Consider the following 15,936-nt stretch of genomic DNA (forward strand, 5'->3'; position numbering starts at 1 on the left):
TGTAGTGTCTTAAAGCTTGAGGGGGACATATCCGTTACAGATCGGGTACGGCAAATACTGGATGCAGTCGACGGACTGAACCACACACCTTCAGTCATGTGAACGTGTGTTGGCTATACGCTTACGCTGTGACGCCGGCACTAAAGGCAGCGCTTGCCACCGACCAGCGCGTTGATCCTCCCTGTAGACGAGGATGTCTCGATGCAAGGCCAGAACAGCGAACAGCACGTACTCGCCCATGATGTCAGCCATCGACCTATCAACCAGCCGAACAAGCGACAGCTGACCAGGTAACTGAGCCAAATCGAACTGATCGACACCAGCCCCTGCCGAATAAAGGATTCGAAGATTACAAAACTGCTCTGCAAGATCGCTAGGAGGCTCCCAAGCCAACAGATACTGAACGTCTGTAGGGTTACCTACATCAGGCCACTGGCGGAACTCTAACTCAGGAGCAAGCTTAAATAGGCAATCCCGCCACCTTTCGGCATCGGTCGAGCCCGCCATGTATAGGATGCACATTGAAAGCTCCTTGATCGGAAGGGCCCTATTGGTGATATGCCTCTCACACTGCAGTTTCGTCCTTTAATGCTTTATAAAAAAAGCTTCCGGATCGCTCCGGAAGCAAACTGTTGAACACACAACGATGGGTGACCAAACCGCAAGAAAACGACTGCTGTTTTTCAGCGTGAATTTTGCTTGCGTGTCCAAGCAGAGATAAATCCCGTATACCCAGACACACACTCATCTCGACCTCCCTGATGGATAATCGAGATGAATGTGCATACCTGCAATATTGAAGTAGTGCCTTACTCAGATACGTCAATCCAGATCGTCTTGATCTCGGTGTATTGATCGTGCGCCCAGATCGACTTGTCGCGCCCGCCAAAGCCAGACTCTTTGTATCCGCCAAACGGTGTCGAGGCATCGCCCTCACCGAAGCAATTGACCGTCACGATTCCTGCGCGTATTTCACGCGAGAGCTTGATTGCGTTACGCAAGTTGTCGGTGTAGACCGATGCCGCCAGGCCGTACACCGAGTCATTGGCCAGGGTGATGGCTTCGTCGATGGTGGCGAACGTCGTAACGGCGAGCACCGGGCCGAAGATCTCTTCCTTGAACAGCTTGCTATCAGCACCCACGCCATCTACGACGGTAGGCTCAACAAAAATATCGCTCTCGGTGTTGCCGCCAAAGACAACCCGCAGTTTCTCAACGCCAGCCTGTTCAAGGTAAGAACGGACTTTCTCGAAATGCGATTTGCTGACCATGGAGCCAATGCGGTTTTCCGGATCCAGTGGGCAGCCCATTTTCCATTCCAGCATCTGGACGCCGATACGCTTCAGCAGTTCGTCCTTAACATCGGCATGGACGATCAAGCGCGAAGAGGCCGAGCAGTTTTCACCCATGTTCCAGAATGCGCCATTGACCACATGGCTCGCGACCGAATCCAGATCCTCTACATCATTCATCACAACAGCCGGGTTCTTGCCACCGCACTCCAGCACAATGCGTTTGAGGTTCGAATCTGCCGCATAGTTCAGGAAGCGGCGACCGGTCGCTGTCGAGCCTGTGAAGCTGACCATGGAAACATCCATGTGCCGGCCAAGCGGCTCACCTACTTCACTGCCACCGCCCGATAGCACGTTGAAGACACCAGCTGGTACACCAGCTTCAAACGCCAACTCGGCGACACGCAGGGCGGTCAACGTGGTTTCCTTGGCGGGTTTGACGATGATCGAGCAGCCTGCGGCCAGCGAAGGGCCGATTTTCCAGGCCAGCATCAGCAGCGGAAAATTCCACGGCAGTACCAAACCCACAACACCGATGGCTTCACGCACCACAAGCGTCAATGCACCGGAACCGACTGGTGCCGTGTTGTCGTAGATCTTGTCGATCAACTCTGCGTGCCAACGGAGTGTGTGAATGGTTTCGGGAATATCCGTGAGCTGGCACTCGCGGACGGGCTTGCCGCTATCCAAACTTTCCATGACAGAAAGCTCGTGGGAGTTCTGCTCCAGGAGATCGGCAAAGCGCAACAACACTCGCTTACGCTCACCGGGGCTCAGCTTATGCCAGCGACCATCTTCGAAAGCATCTTTAGCTTTTGCTACGGCGAAATCGACGTCCTCTGCGTTGCAGGCTGTGATCTCGGCCAGCACTTCATCGGTTGCCGGGTTCGTTGTTGTGAATGTTTTGCCCGAACCGGAAGTGTAAGACTCGCCGTTAACGAAGGACTGCGTTGGGAACTTCAGTTTTTGGGCAATGGCGGCATATTCTGCCGCGCTGAGAAGGCCAGTCATTTTGAACTCCCGGTCACCTGAGCGACGTCACGTTTGAGAGTGGTGATAATTTCCTGCAGGGCCTGTTTTTCATGGTCATACAGGGGTTGAAGCGGCGACCGCACACTACCGGTACGCAGGCCATTCAGTTCGCAACCGACCTTGATGGACTGGACAAACTTGCCGCTTTCCAGGAAATCCATCAGAGGCATAAATGCACTCATGATCTTGCGACCTTTATCGAAGTCCTTTTCGACTACGCAGGCTTCATACAACGCAACGTGTTCGCGCGGGATGAAGTTCGATCCGGCACACACCCAGCTGCGGGCGCCCCAGGCGAAGAACTCAAGAGCCTGATCATCCCAGCCACAGGACAGGGCGATGTTTGGGTAATTGCGAGCCAGGTTATGCACCTGCGCCATGTCACCCGAGCTTTCTTTGATGGCGACGATATTCTTCGATTCGGAGACTGCCTTGAAATACTCCTGGCCCATGCTTACGCCCATACGTGCCGGGTAGTTGTAGAGCATGATCGGCAGGTCGGCAGCACGGTCGACAGTCAACGCGTGAATGGCGTTTTCTTCCTGAGTCGGCAGCGCATAGGGTGGCGAACCCACAAGGATGGCATCTGCCTTGATGGCGCGGGCAGCCTTCGCATATTCAACGGAATCTTCAGTGCGGATGGCGCCGGTGCCGATGACCAGCGGCAGTCGGTTGCCGATGACATCCTTAGCCTGCGTCGCGAGATCGATGCGCTCTTGAGAGGTATGAGCGTAATACTCGCCGGTCGAACCACCGATGATGATGCCGTGCACCTTCGACTCGATCAGGTATTCAAGCACTTCAGCGAATGCTGGCTTGTCGATTGCCCCAGTTGGAGTCAGGGGAGTAATTGCCGGGGTATAAATGCCTTCGAATTTCATGATTGCTTCTCCATCAGTAAGGGTTTTTTTCAACTCAGTTGCTCAATGCCGCCGCATCGCGCAAGTTTAGGGAACGTGTTTCCGGTGCCATGGCCCACGCCGCCGCCAACCCGATGAAGGTAACGGCTGCCGCCACATACATGGTGTTGCCGATACCCAGTGTCTGCAGTGAAATAGGTACCAGGTAGGTACCGACCGCTGCCCCAACACGGGACAAAGAAGTGCCGATGCCGACGGCAAAGGCGCGGATTTCTGTTGGGAAAAGTTCGTTCGGATAGACCAGTTGAAGAACCTGCGCCCCACCGATAAATATCGCGTAGGCACCGAACAGAAAGAGCACGAGCAATTCGTTGCCGTTTGAAAATACCGCCAGCAACAACAACGAGAGGCCCGACCAAAGAAAACTGTGGATTAGCATGCTGCGTCGGCCAATCGTGTTGATCAGTCGGGTTGCAAGTACGCAACCGACAACAAACAACAAGGTAATGGCCATGGAGCCATAAGACGCCCACTCGCCTTTCAGATTGAGTGCCAGCAAAACTTTGGGCGCGAAGGCGTAAACAGCAAAAACCGGAATGATCGAGCACGACCAGAATACCGAGACAAAGAACAAACGCTTGCCGTATCCGGAGTGCAACAAATCGCCGAAAGACATTTTCTTTTCGTCCGGTTCCTCCGGCAGATCCCGCAACGAATAGTGCGGGCCATAAACACGCTTGATCACGCTCTCGGCGTCGCTGTCGCGCCCTTTGCTCAACAGCCAGCGCGCGGACTCCGGTGTACCGATACGCAGCAAGAACAGCACCAACCCGATGACGGCGGCGCTCGCCAATGCATAGCGCCAAGCATCGTCACCACCTACGTTGAGAATAGCGTTACCGACGATGTAGGCAAATGCCGCACCGGCAAACCACAGAATGGTCAACGCGGCGAGTCGCGGCCCTCGTTGTTTCTTAGGCAAGAACTCCACCAGTAGCGAGGTGGCAACCGGGTATTCAATGCCTACCGCCAGACCGATAATGAATCTGAAGAAAAACAATTCCCCTGCCGATTCAACCCAGAATTGCGCCAGAGAACAGATGATAAACAGAGATGGCCCGATAAAATAAACGGTCTTGCGGCCTAACTTGTCAGTCAGCCAACCACCGATAAACCCGCCGAAAAAAACCCCCATCAATGCCGATGCCGCGATCATTCCCTGCCAGAACTCAGAGAGACTCAGAGCAGAGGTAATTTGCATCATTGCAATACCGATAATACTTAACACATAACCGTCCACAAACGACCCGCCCCCAGAGCGAGCCGTCAGCAAACGGTGAAAATTATTGAGCGGAACATCCTCGATGGATGCGTTAGGACTTGTCATTATTGTCTCCTATTTCGCCTCGGTCATTCGAAAGGCTTAAGCGCAAACCCAAAATTCGGGTGAACGAAAACCGTCTCGATCAGAAACAGTCAGCCTCCATGGACTAGCCAATAGAGCTAAAAATTTCCAATCAATCGTTTAAATTCGTAGTTATCTGTAAAGTGTTACTTGATCAGCTTTCCTTTCCTGCCCGACACTGACCCCATAGCAAGTTCATATTTACTCCCGCTGAAAGTATCGGCTCAGGTGGGTTTCTGTTTGGCCCTGGGGAGGACAGAAGAAAGTCAGTAAGATGGCTTTTCTTACCCGCTAACCAATCTGCCAGCAATGATCCAGTTACCGTTCCTCGCGTAACACCTAGTCCATTGCAACACAGAGCACCATAGACATTATTCGATAGCTGTCCGAATTGAGCCATGTGGTTTCGAGACAACGCTAAAGAACCGCCCCAGGTGTATTCGAAATCGACCTCAGGAAGCATGGGAAAACGACGACCAAATGAATCTTTGTGCCGTTGGACAAACCGCTGGAGGTATTTGGGATGACTGCGTCCATCGGCATTGAAGCTGAAGCTGTTGCGCACCAGCAGACGACTGTCAGTTGTTCGGCGCAAGGTAGTGCCAAAAGGATCGGCGGGAATCACGCCCCAATAAGGGAGGCCACCCAGTCGTGCTTGCTCCTCTTCTGTGAGCTGTCGGGTCAGGCTCGCATAAGTGAAAATCGGCAGCATGCGCCCTTTCAAAAAGCCAAAGCTCATGGCAAACGCGTTGTTGGTCAGGAGTAATTTGTCCGCAACAATACGACCGTTCTTGTGAGTTAGAACGGTTTTATCGCCGTACTCGACGCCAGTAATCGGGGTATTTTCGTAAAGTGTTACGTTGGCGGGCAAGCTATCGGCCAGGCCTTTGACCAGTGCCGCTGGTTGAATCAGGGCTGTACCAGGTGTAAACAGAGCCTTGCGATAGAAGTGCGTGCCAATATGATTCGGCAAGTCTTGCTCTTCGATTATCTGGTAATCCTGGCCAAGCTTATCCAAGCCACGACGGTACGCATCCAGAACCGCTATGCCTCTATTTTCGATGGCCGCTTGATACTTTCCGCACATCCGAAATTGGCAGTCGATTTGGTGCTTTTCCACCAGATCCTTCAGCATGGATTGCCCGGCCAGGTTCAATTCCATACTGATTTTGGCAGTCTTGATATCACCGATATAGTCATCAGCACCGATATCGTGTGGCAGGTCAATGGCGAAGCCGGCGTTTCTTCCAGATGCGCCATAACCAACCTCCTGAGCCTCGATCAGAACAATCTCATCATCAGGAAAATTCAGTGCCAGTTGACGCGCCGCTGCAAGCCCGGTGAAACCGGCACCCACAACAACCCAGCGTGCCGAGCGGATACCAGAGTGGGACGGACGAGCCACTCTAGGTTGGCTAAGGTGGAACCAGCCACAAGTAGAATCATCTGCCGGTGTGTATCTGATTTTTGCCATTTTCGCGACCTGGGTTCTTTATAGTTGTAAGTGCTATAAGCTTCCCGTCTGCACAACCTAACCACATTACGTGTAGTGCTTATGCAAGTAGAACCGGCTGCCTATTAATAGTTAATTGCTACTTCCAACCCTTCTGGCGCTGCGTATTCGGACATTCTGCGGCGCGACAGTTCAAGGTGCGCACGCACGATATCTCCCGCTAAAACCGGGTCATGGTTTTCAATAGCACTGATCATTTCGTCATGCTGTTCGGTCGCCAACTTCAGATCTTCCTGCATATCAATTGTCGTTGGGTGGCGATAAAAGATCTTCCCTAGACGCGCATGGTCGATCAGCAACCGCTGCAGGCTCGGCAACAAATAGGCGTTATGTGCCATCTTGCCGATCTGTAAATGGAACTCATCGTTATAAAGCACACGCTTCTCGACATCTTTTTCCTCGATTGCTTCTCGGAAAAACTCTTGTATGCGCTTTAACTCGGCAATCTCGGATGGTGTCGCGTGCGTGGCGGCCAATTGGGTTGTCGCGATGTATATCAATGGTGCTGCAAGGAAAAAGCTTCGCAGCGATTGATAGTTCATTGACGACACGCGGGCAGCCCGATTTGCCTCAAGGTCGATATAGCCTTCGGCAGCCATCTGCCGCATGAGTTCGCGCACAGGTGGGCGAGAAAGTCCGAATTCGTCACATAAGGCCAGCTCATCAACGACGGCACCGGGGGCAAGCTCCATGCTGAGAATGCGGCGCCGCAGCGTCTCTCCCAGCACGGCTTTACGGTCAACAGGCAGCTCAGAGGAAGCCTGCGGTTCGAGTTCTTTCGTTGCCATTATGGAAACCTTCATACGGGTAAGTGAGCACGGTCTACTACCTGTATTATCACTATAAAACAACATTATTCTTTGTGTCTACAATTAATATACACAACTTGATCAGCCTTTTTCACCAAGTGACAGACGGCTGCTTGGGTGAGAGCAACTCAATCTGCTGAGAGCGAACTGGAGGCAGTAGGCCTGGCACAGCCGCCTATTGCACTACGGTCTTGTAGAAGCTACGGGATACAAAAAAGGAGCCACCTGAAATGGGGAAAGCCCAATGCCGTGCGGCGTCTTCAATCGGTGTGGAAGCGGCCAACCAAACGATTAAGCTCGCGGGACACCTGTGACAACGCCTCAGTCGTTGTCCTAGACTCCTGCGACACTTGATTGATGCGTTCAGCGTCGCTATGAATGTCCACGATGTGCCGATTGATGTCCTCAGCCACAGCGTGCTGTTCCTCTGCCGCAGTTGCGATCTGAGTGTTCATATCCTTGATAGTCGTCACTGCCTCGTGAACCCCCGTAAAGGCTTTCTCCACCTGCGCAGTGAATGCCACAGATTCGTTCGACTGTGCCAGGCTCTGCTGCATCTCAGTCGCCACGCTCTGGGTGCTATTGACCAGCAAGACCAAGAGGTCATTAATTTGCTCAGTTGATTCAGCTGTTCGCTTAGCTAAGGCTCTCACCTCATCGGCGACTACCGCGAAGCCACGACCTTGATCGCCTGCGCGAGCGGCCTCTATTGCCGCGTTCAGTGCGAGTAGATTGGTCTGCTCTGCGATGCCTCGAATGGTGTCAATGATGGTCGTGATGCTTTGGGTGTTCTGTTGCAAATGGCTTATTGAGTCAGCAGCACCTTTGATTTTTTCGCCAAGGTTGCTGACCTGTTTGATCATCAACGAAATGACCTTTTGACCGGTATGAGCTTGATCCTCACCATGCTGTGCCGCTTCTGCCGCACGGTTACAACTCGCAGCTACCTCATTTGCAGTGGCGACCATTTCGTGAAACGCGGTCGAGACCATATCTACAGCAGTGGACTGACGCTGCACCGTATCGTCGAGTTGAATGGCTTGTGCTCCGATCTGGCTGGCCCCATGATCCACATGCTGGCTCGACGTTCGGATATCCCTAATCAAACCCTGGATACTGCTGACAAATCCGTTGAAGCCTTGGGCCATTTCAGACATTTCGTCACTCCCCTCGACCTCCAGACGCCCAGTAAGATCGCCGCCACCACTGGCGATATCCCTAAGGCGATCCGATGCAGCATTTATAGGTGAGATCAAGATCCTGGAAAGGGCTACACCACAAAGTGCAAATACAAACACAAGCCCTGCACTGAGAGCACTGATAACAAGCACTAAATGCCAAGCGCCTGCATTGATTTCACTATTTTCTATCAACCCTATGTATGTCCAACCTAGAGTTTCGGACTTAAACACATTGGCGACATAGTCAATACCGTCGATTTTTACGTCGTAAAATCCAGCTTGCTTGTTCGCTAACAGTGCATAGCCATCACCCAATTCATCCAGAGACTTCAAATTGTTATCCGGATGTTTAGGATCAGCGAGAAGCTTTCCGCTGCTTTCCAATACCAATAGATAGCCACTTTCCCCAAACTTAACCTTTTTTGCTGCTTCAGTGAGCTGCTTCAAAGAGACGTCTAGGCCGATAGCGCCAGTATTTCCCTGTTTGTCGATGAACGTCGATACGGTTGATATGTTCATCGTATTATCTTCCGCAAAGAGGTAAGCGGAGCTGCGAACAGGTTTTCCGTTGCCGGTCAGCCCGGTTTTGAACCAGGGCCGCAGACGAGGATCGTAGTGCGCTGCAACATTGGCATCAGGCCATTGGATGAATCGACCATCGCTCGTGGCCATGTAGACATATGCGTAGCTAGGGTGCGACTTTCCTAAGATGCTGAAAAAGTCATAGATACCTGCCCCATTGCCAGAATTCGGCGCACTCGTTTTTAATTCAGCCGGAGACTCGAGATAACTACTCAAGCTGTTATCTGCTGATTTTATAAGTGACATTTCCGCCAGAAGCATGACGTTCTCGGCAACGCTTGTAAGAAAAATATTAAAAGCATTGTCGACTTCGTGCATCTGCTTCAAGCTGCTTTGATTGAACTGTTCGCGCTCACGCTTCATGGCTTGATTGGCAATAAAAACCGTAATGATCAGCGTAGGGATTAGCGCGACGCAGATAAACGCAGCGATGAGCTTCATTCGGATAGTCATAAAATTCTCAATGATAAACTTAGCATAGCGGCGCAGCTCTAATGGCGCGCTCTACTTGACCAGCCTAACTTCCTTGGATGGACGATATCCAAAATAGGAGCTGTAACACTTGCTGAAGTGACTGGGCGAAACAAATCCACAGGCAACCAGCACATCAACCTGAGATAACTCCGTGTGTTGGAGAAGCCTGCGCGCTTCGGTGATGCGTAGTTCCATGTAATACCGCTGTGGCGTTGTGCCCAATTGCTCCCTGAACAGGCGCTCAAGTTGTCGACGAGAGCGACCTGCGTAAACCGCCAGTTGTTCCAGTTCCAGAGGCTCTTCGAGATTGGCGTCCATCAACTTCACCACCTCACGCAATGGCGCACTCACACAGATATTTTCAGCCGGCTTTATGCGCCGGTAGCGAGACTCCTCAAAAGCGAGGATGTCCTCAATCCCCTCGACCAGAGCTTTGTCATGCAGGCCCTTGATCCAGTCCAGCGCCATGTGGAAAGCTCCCGACGGGCTGGATGCCGTGAGCCGGTCTCGATCAATTACGTATGGCTCACTACTGACCTGTGTTGCCTTGCAGAACTCCGCAAGCGCAGGGCGATGTTCGGGGTGAACAGCGCAGCGATAACCCTCAAGCAATCCGGCGCGCCCCAAGAACCATGCGCCATTCCACAATCCAGCAAGACTGACACCCAAATCGGAGGCTGTTCTAAGCAAGCCAATCAAGTCATCCGTCGCCTTCAGTTCTGTCCGGTAGCCACCGCAAATAACCAGAAGATCCAAATCTTTGATTGAGGAACAATCGATACGGGCCTCTGGCCGAATGACCAGTCCCAGATCACTGACAACCTCTCCGTCGCTCATGCCGAAAGTTCGGGAGGAGAACAGCTTGGGTCGTAGAAGATTTGCAGTGACAACCGTATCCAGGACTTGAGTGAATGCGGGGAGAGAAAAGTGCTCAAGCAGCAGAAATCCAGCTCGAACCGTTTGAGCTGCTCCGTTGGGGTTGTCATTTAAATAGCGAAGATTTTTTCCCTTCATACCTCCGCTAAATTGGCGTCGTTCGATCACGGGTCGACCTACTCTTTTACGTTCGAGAACACGTCAGTTGGCGCATGAATAAATCGCATCACCAAGCGCAAGAAATCATTAATTCCTGGCGCAATGTGGCGCCCCATCAAGCAAGCTGAAAACCGTGGCGAAGAGGGTCTCTACCATCCACAAAGATGGTGTTGTGTCCGGTGATCTGTGCCCATCCGCCGATGCTTGGCCGGATGCCGTCGAACGTACCGACTTTGACCGATGCTTCGACTTTCCCTTCGAAGATCGTCCCTATCAAGCTTTCGTTGCGGTACGTATCCCCCACCTTTAAACGGCCCTTGCCAAACAGTTGGGCCATTCGCGCAGAAGTTCCCGTGCCACCGGGAGAGCGATCAATAGCCTTGTCGCCGTAGAACACTGCACCGCGTCCATCGGCTGCAGTAGTGTGTCCGTCGTCGCACCAGATGACATGGTGAACGCCACTGATTCTGCTGTTCTCGGGATGTACAGGGTCACTGACTTCAGCCAGTGCCGTGCGCAGCTTCTGGCTCAGGCTAACGATGTCTGCCGTGGTCAATCCTTCCAATCCTGCCCAGTTTTCCTGCGGCTCGACGACTGCATAGAAATTGCCGCCGTAAGCGATGTCCACGACGAGCTCACCTACACCGGGCACATCGACCACCACATCGGCACTGTGCAGATAGCTGGCCACGTTGAACAGGCGAATCGAGTCCACATATTCGCCGTTCATGGTGTAGGCGACGTCGACTCGCCCAGCAGGCGTTTCGATGGCCAGCGTGCCAGGTTCGCGAGGTGTGACCAGGCCTTCCTCAATTACGACAGTAGACATTCCGATAGTGCCTGCGCCACACATTGGCAAACATCCACTGACTTCGATAAACAATGCACCGAAATCACAGTCATCACGCGTGGATGGATAGATGATTGCCCCAGACATAACATCGTGTCCTCTGGGCTCGAACATCAATGCGGTTCGAATCCAGTCATGATCACGAACGAAGATATCGCGTCGCTCGGCCATCGAAACGGAGGGCAACAGAGGCCCACCGCCTGTCACTACCCGAACCGGGTTCCCGCACGCGTGTGAGTCAACACAAAAAAAGCTACGTCTCATTGTGAAAATCTCTCAAAGGAGTTTGTTTGGGGAGTGACGCTGCAACGCACCGCGTGACAGACGATCCAGAAGCAGTGCCACGGCGACAATCGCCAGCCCTGCACGTAGCCCCAACCCCATCTCCATCCTGGTGAGGCCCCGGGTCACTTCAGCACCGAGACCGCCAGCCCCCACCAGACCTGCCAGTACCACCATCGCCAAGGACAACAGGATGCATTGGTTGAGCCCGACCAGCAGCGTGGGCGCGGCGGTCGGGAGTTCGATCTTGAACAGAATCGCCCTCGGCGAAGCACCGATAGCCTGCCCCAGTTCAAGGAACTCCTTTGGCAGCTGCTTGAAGGCCAGGGTCGTCAGCCTGAGCATCGGTGGGATGCCGTAGACAATGGTCGCGATGATTGCCGGTACTCGACCAAGGCTGAACAGCATCACGGCGGGAATCAGATAAACCCAAGGCGGAACGGTCTGCATGATGTTGAGAATCGGCAAAAATGCGTCATCCACCTTCTTTACACGTGCGGCAAGAACACCGAGTGGGAAAGCGATTGCAACCGAGATCAGCACTGCCACGGACACCAGCGCAATGGTTTGCATCGACGCAACCCAAAGCCCGGAGAACAAGCAAAATGCCAACATCAAAGCGGCAAACACCGCGACCTTCTTGTTGGCGAAAAAGAAAGCGAGCAACGCCACACCGCCGATCATGACGTAAGGGTGCGGCGCAAGCAGCGCACCTTCAACGCCACCCAGTACGGCTTCGATTACTTGGCTGATGACCTTGAATAACCCATGCAAATTAGCGTTTAGCCAATCGACTGCGGGCGCCAGGAACTCACCTGGAGAAAAGTGGATTTCTGCAGAAGTCATTGGGAGTCTCCCATCCGAGAACGCGCAGCGCTCTGCGCCAATCGATCCAGAATCATGGTCAAAATCACGATGGCAATTGCCGCGTTGATCGACTTGGCGATATCCAGTGTGCGAACGGCACCATAGATAGATTCACCAAGACCGCCGGAGCCGACGATGCCAGCGATGACGACCATGCCAAAAGCCATCATCAGACTTTGATTCACCCCGGCCATGATGCTAGGCATAGCGAACGGTAAACGGATCTTGAAGAACATCTGAAACCCGGTGACGCCGCTCGCCTCCCCTAGCTCGATAAACTCTTTGGGAGTCATTCGAATCCCCAGAGAGGTCAAACGCATGGCGGGGGGCACAGCAACAATAAAGGTCGCTAAAAGTGCGGTGGCCGTGCCATAGCCAAGCAACGCAATGGCTGGAAGCAGATAGATGTAAGGAGGCATCGTTTGAACCAGATCCAGGCAGGGATCCACGACTCGATCAAATGAAGGAGCAAGGCCGGCCAGTACGCCTAGTGGTATTGCTACCACCAACGCGAGCACGGTAGCCGTCAGCACTAAAGCGAGGGTGCTGACCGTTTCTGGCCACAAGCCAATGACGTCACAGAACACCAACGCCAAACCTGTAAGAATCGCGAAGCGAACACCGACCGCTCGCCAGCCGATCAGGGCCATGACAATCGCGATGACGTAATACGGGGGATAGGCGATACACCATTGCACGCCTTCATAAATCCCTTTCAACACAGTATTAGCCGTGTCGAATACAAACTCGCCGTTGTCCATGAGCCATTCCAGGCTCGAATCGATGACTGCGTCGAATTGATCGGAAAAGTCAGGAATGCTCATGTCGACGCCTCCAGAACTGTGCCGGCAGGTGAAGCCGCGAATTCGTTCGGAATGCCTTGAACACCACGAAGCAGGTCACGAGGTGTGATGATCCCTACCACCACACCGTTATCCAATACGGCGAGTGCATCGCGCTCGGACTTCATCGTCAAACCGATGAGCTCGTTGATATCGGCGTCGAGCGCGGTCTTAGGAAGCCGGGTGATGTCACAGCTTGGGTTGGCAACCTTGAATGGCTCGACAGGTGTCATGACTGAATGAGCCCTGACCAAATGCAACCGGGAAATGCCTGCCACAAACTCCGCAACGTAGTCGTCAGCTGGATTGAGAACGATCTCCTCAGCCGTACCCACTTGAATGATCGCGCCGTCTTTCATGATCGCGATGCGGTCACCGATGCGGATGGCCTCGTCCAGATCGTGGGTGATGAATACAGCCGACTTGCCCAGCTCCTTGGTCAGTTGGCGGAACTCATCCTGCAACTGCCGGCGAATCAGTGGGTCAAGCGCACTAAACGGCTCATCCATCAAGATCACTTCAGGATCCGCAGTGATCGCCCGAGCGAGACCTACCCGTTGTTGCATACCACCAGAAAGCTCACTTGGGTAACGCGATATCCAATCGCTCAAGCCGACCTTGGCCAAGGCCTGCTCGGCCACCTTGTAGCGCTCGGCTTTGCCCACGCCCTGCACTTCCAGGCCAAACGCCGTGTTCTCCAAAACCGTTCGGTTCGGCAGCAAGGCGACGCTTTGGAAGACCATACCAATATGGCGCGCCCTCACCTCTCGCAGCTGTGCTGGATTCAAGGATGAGAGGTCTTTGCCTTTTACGACGATCTTGCCAGCGCTAGGCGTGATGAGCTTGTTCAAAAGCCTTATCAGGGTAGATTTGCCACTGCCGGACAAGCCCATGATGCAAAAGATCTCGCCTCTGCGAACCTGGAGACTGACGTCGGAGACTCCGACCACGCAGCCGTAGTTTTGCAGAATCTGAGTCTTGGTTAGCCCCTGCTGAACGACAGCATTCATAGCTGCAGGTGCGGCTTTACCGAAGATTTTCCAGACTGACTGGCAATCTATCAGCACTTCGTTGGTGTCAATTTTGGCCGTTGTCATTTTCGTACCCGTGAACCAGTTTTCTGGCTTCTCTATTGAATCAAAGGGCGGCAGTGGCGAAGAAAGAGACGCTCGTTATTTCTTTATGTTTTCCCAACGCTTTAACAGCTCGGTATTTTTTGCCGTCCAGCCTTGAATGGCCTGATCCATGGTCTTGCCATCCTTTACCTCGCTGTTGATAGCGGTAATGTCGGCCAGGGGTACGTACACGCTTGCGATAACTTCGCGTGCATGCGGGTATTCGGCAGCAAAACCTTTATGGCCAATCCAGTAGTACGCTTGAGGCGGAGGGAAAATAGCTTTTGGATCTTTCAGGAACTTCATGTCGAACTTCTGAACCATCCACGACGGCTCCCAAATCGTTACAACCACCGGTTCTTTACGATCAACAGCCGATTTCAACGCGGCGGTCATGGCAGCGGTACTGCCTTCAACGAGCTTGAGCTTCAAGCCGTAGCCCTTAACTGCGTTGGTCGCGTCGCTCATCAAGCCCGAGCCAGGCTCGATGCCGATGATTTTGCCGCCCAGCTTGTCCGCGTTGTCGTTCAGCTGGTCGACCGAGTCGATATCAACGTACTTGGGAACGGCAAACCCTTGGTAAAGCCCGAAAGACACCGGGGACAGCTTTTCCAGGCGGTTCTTGTTCTTGTTCCAATAGTCGTGCGACGCATAGTCAGTTTGGGAGGCGATTATCTGAATGTCGCCTTTGCTCAATGCAGCGTAAGCAATCCCCCACTCAGAAAACTCGATAACTTTCACCGTGTAACCGGAGTCTTCAAGCACCTTCTTCGTGATGCCGGTAATAGGCGTCAAGTCTTCCCACGACAATGTACCCATCGTGATGGTCTTTTCTTCTGCGTGAACTGGCAAACACATCATGCCAGCCACAGCGACAGCGCAGATTGCCTTCCAAATCTTCTTCATGGCCTTCCTCGATCTACGTTTGAACTTGTTATATAAACTTCCAGAAACAGAAGCCCGTGATGTACAACAGTAAGCCCACCATCTTTTTCAGGTAAGTTCTTGTCTTTCCATGACTTATTGAAACTCGTTGCCTTTAACCCTTTCGGCTTCATCTTTATTGAGCCTCAGCGTGAGTTGGCCAAGATCAATATAATTAAAGACTAGATCGGCAGATCTGCCCCTATTGCGGGAGGAGTAAACTTTTCCACGTTTTCGCGAGAAAGCTCCAAATGCTTGAAAACTAACGCCACTACCGCTCCTTCATCACGACCCTCAATGGCTGCAATAAAGGAATCGTGCTGATCTACGGAAAGCTGAAAACGTCGTTCCGCATCCTGATCAAGGGGTCGAAAAAGGGAATAACCAATACGAGCAAGATCAATAAGCAACCTTTTCAAGCTGAGCTCCAGATACTGGTTACCTGCCATCTCACCCATAATTGCGTGGAATCGGTTTTTTTGTTCGACCATCACCCGAGCATCACGCGATTGAGTAGCGTCGCGGAAACGCCGTTGAGTCTCTTTCAGATCAACCAGCTGGCGCTGCTTGAAATTCTGAACAGCTAACCGGCCTATCGCGGCAAAAATCATGGGCGCCACCAGGAAAAAGCTACGCAACGTCGAATGGTTCATGGGAATCACCCGCGCACCTCGGTTTTCCCTGATATCTACGTATCCATCACCTGCCAATCGCTGAAAAACTTCTCGCACTGGAGTTCGCGAAAGGCCGTATCTCTCACTGATAGCAACCTCACCCAGAGCCTCGTCAGGATCCAGTTCCATGGTGAGAATCTGACGCTTCAGGTCGTTGTAGAGAGTGCTTTTGCTGTTCTTCACTACGTTCTCCTAAGGT

The 15,936-nt window shown here is 52.7% G+C and carries 14 protein-coding genes and 1 pseudogene; all 15 read right to left on the reverse strand.

From position 1 onward, the window contains the following. Positions 1-90 precede the first annotated feature (90 nt). On the reverse strand, positions 91-522 hold the full coding sequence (locus tag KGB18_RS09660; protein ID WP_223569718.1) for a hypothetical protein: 432 nt from the start codon (positions 520-522) through the stop codon (positions 91-93). A gap of 287 nt (positions 523-809) precedes the next feature. Next, complete coding sequence (locus tag KGB18_RS09665) at positions 810-2,303, reverse strand: aldehyde dehydrogenase (protein WP_223569719.1); 1,494 nt, start codon at positions 2,301-2,303, stop codon at positions 810-812. After that, complete coding sequence (locus KGB18_RS09670) at positions 2,300-3,205, reverse strand: dihydrodipicolinate synthase family protein (protein WP_223569720.1); 906 nt, start codon at positions 3,203-3,205, stop codon at positions 2,300-2,302. The genes KGB18_RS09665 and KGB18_RS09670 overlap by 4 nt, the downstream gene beginning before the upstream one ends. A 34-nt stretch (positions 3,206-3,239) precedes the next feature. Next, positions 3,240-4,571 (reverse strand): MFS transporter, encoded by a 1,332-nt coding sequence (locus KGB18_RS09675; protein WP_223569721.1) that lies wholly within the window; start codon positions 4,569-4,571, stop codon positions 3,240-3,242. Positions 4,572-4,743: 172 nt separating this feature from the next. After that, positions 4,744-6,063 carry an NAD(P)/FAD-dependent oxidoreductase gene (locus KGB18_RS09680; RefSeq protein WP_223569722.1) on the reverse strand — a complete coding sequence of 440 codons (1,320 nt, stop codon included), beginning with the start codon at positions 6,061-6,063 and terminating at the stop codon, positions 4,744-4,746. A gap of 104 nt (positions 6,064-6,167) precedes the next feature. Then, on the reverse strand, positions 6,168-6,890 hold the full coding sequence (locus KGB18_RS09685; protein WP_223569723.1) for a GntR family transcriptional regulator: 723 nt from the start codon (positions 6,888-6,890) through the stop codon (positions 6,168-6,170). A 281-nt stretch (positions 6,891-7,171) separates the two neighbouring features. After that, the gene (locus tag KGB18_RS30010; protein WP_411736816.1) at positions 7,172-8,059 is read right to left on the reverse strand and encodes a methyl-accepting chemotaxis protein; all 888 of its coding nucleotides are present in this window, start codon (positions 8,057-8,059) and stop codon (positions 7,172-7,174) included. Further along, a pseudogene (locus KGB18_RS30015) lies at positions 8,033-9,127 on the reverse strand (cache domain-containing protein); the annotation flags it as partial. The gene KGB18_RS30010 and the pseudogene KGB18_RS30015, both read right to left, overlap by 27 nt. 51 nt (positions 9,128-9,178) lie before the next feature. Then, positions 9,179-10,162 carry a GlxA family transcriptional regulator gene (locus KGB18_RS09695; protein ID WP_223569905.1) on the reverse strand — a complete coding sequence of 328 codons (984 nt, stop codon included), beginning with the start codon at positions 10,160-10,162 and terminating at the stop codon, positions 9,179-9,181. Between the two features lie 136 nt (positions 10,163-10,298). Further along, positions 10,299-11,297, reverse strand: coding sequence for a 4-hydroxyproline epimerase (locus tag KGB18_RS09700; protein ID WP_223569725.1), 999 nt, complete (start codon positions 11,295-11,297; stop codon positions 10,299-10,301). Between the two features lie 12 nt (positions 11,298-11,309). Next, on the reverse strand, positions 11,310-12,161 hold the full coding sequence (locus KGB18_RS09705) for an ABC transporter permease (RefSeq protein ID WP_223569726.1): 852 nt from the start codon (positions 12,159-12,161) through the stop codon (positions 11,310-11,312). Beyond that, a complete protein-coding gene (locus tag KGB18_RS09710) occupies positions 12,158-13,006 on the reverse strand; it encodes an ABC transporter permease (protein WP_223569727.1) in 849 nt (282 codons plus the stop codon). The genes KGB18_RS09705 and KGB18_RS09710 overlap by 4 nt, the downstream gene beginning before the upstream one ends. Then, complete coding sequence (locus KGB18_RS09715) at positions 13,003-14,121, reverse strand: glycine betaine/L-proline ABC transporter ATP-binding protein (protein WP_223569728.1); 1,119 nt, start codon at positions 14,119-14,121, stop codon at positions 13,003-13,005. The genes KGB18_RS09710 and KGB18_RS09715 overlap by 4 nt, the downstream gene beginning before the upstream one ends. Positions 14,122-14,196: 75 nt before the next feature. Next, positions 14,197-15,045, reverse strand: a complete 849-nt coding sequence (locus tag KGB18_RS09720; protein WP_223569729.1) for a glycine betaine ABC transporter substrate-binding protein — start codon at positions 15,043-15,045, stop codon at positions 14,197-14,199. A gap of 200 nt (positions 15,046-15,245) precedes the next feature. Continuing rightward, positions 15,246-15,920: a GntR family transcriptional regulator gene (locus KGB18_RS09725; RefSeq protein ID WP_223569730.1), complete on the reverse strand. Its 675-nt coding sequence runs from the start codon at positions 15,918-15,920 to the stop codon at positions 15,246-15,248. Positions 15,921-15,936 lie beyond the last annotated feature (16 nt).

This window comes from Pseudomonas sp. BF-R-26 (assembly GCF_019947395.1).
Lineage (GTDB): Bacteria > Pseudomonadota > Gammaproteobacteria > Pseudomonadales > Pseudomonadaceae > Aquipseudomonas > Aquipseudomonas farris.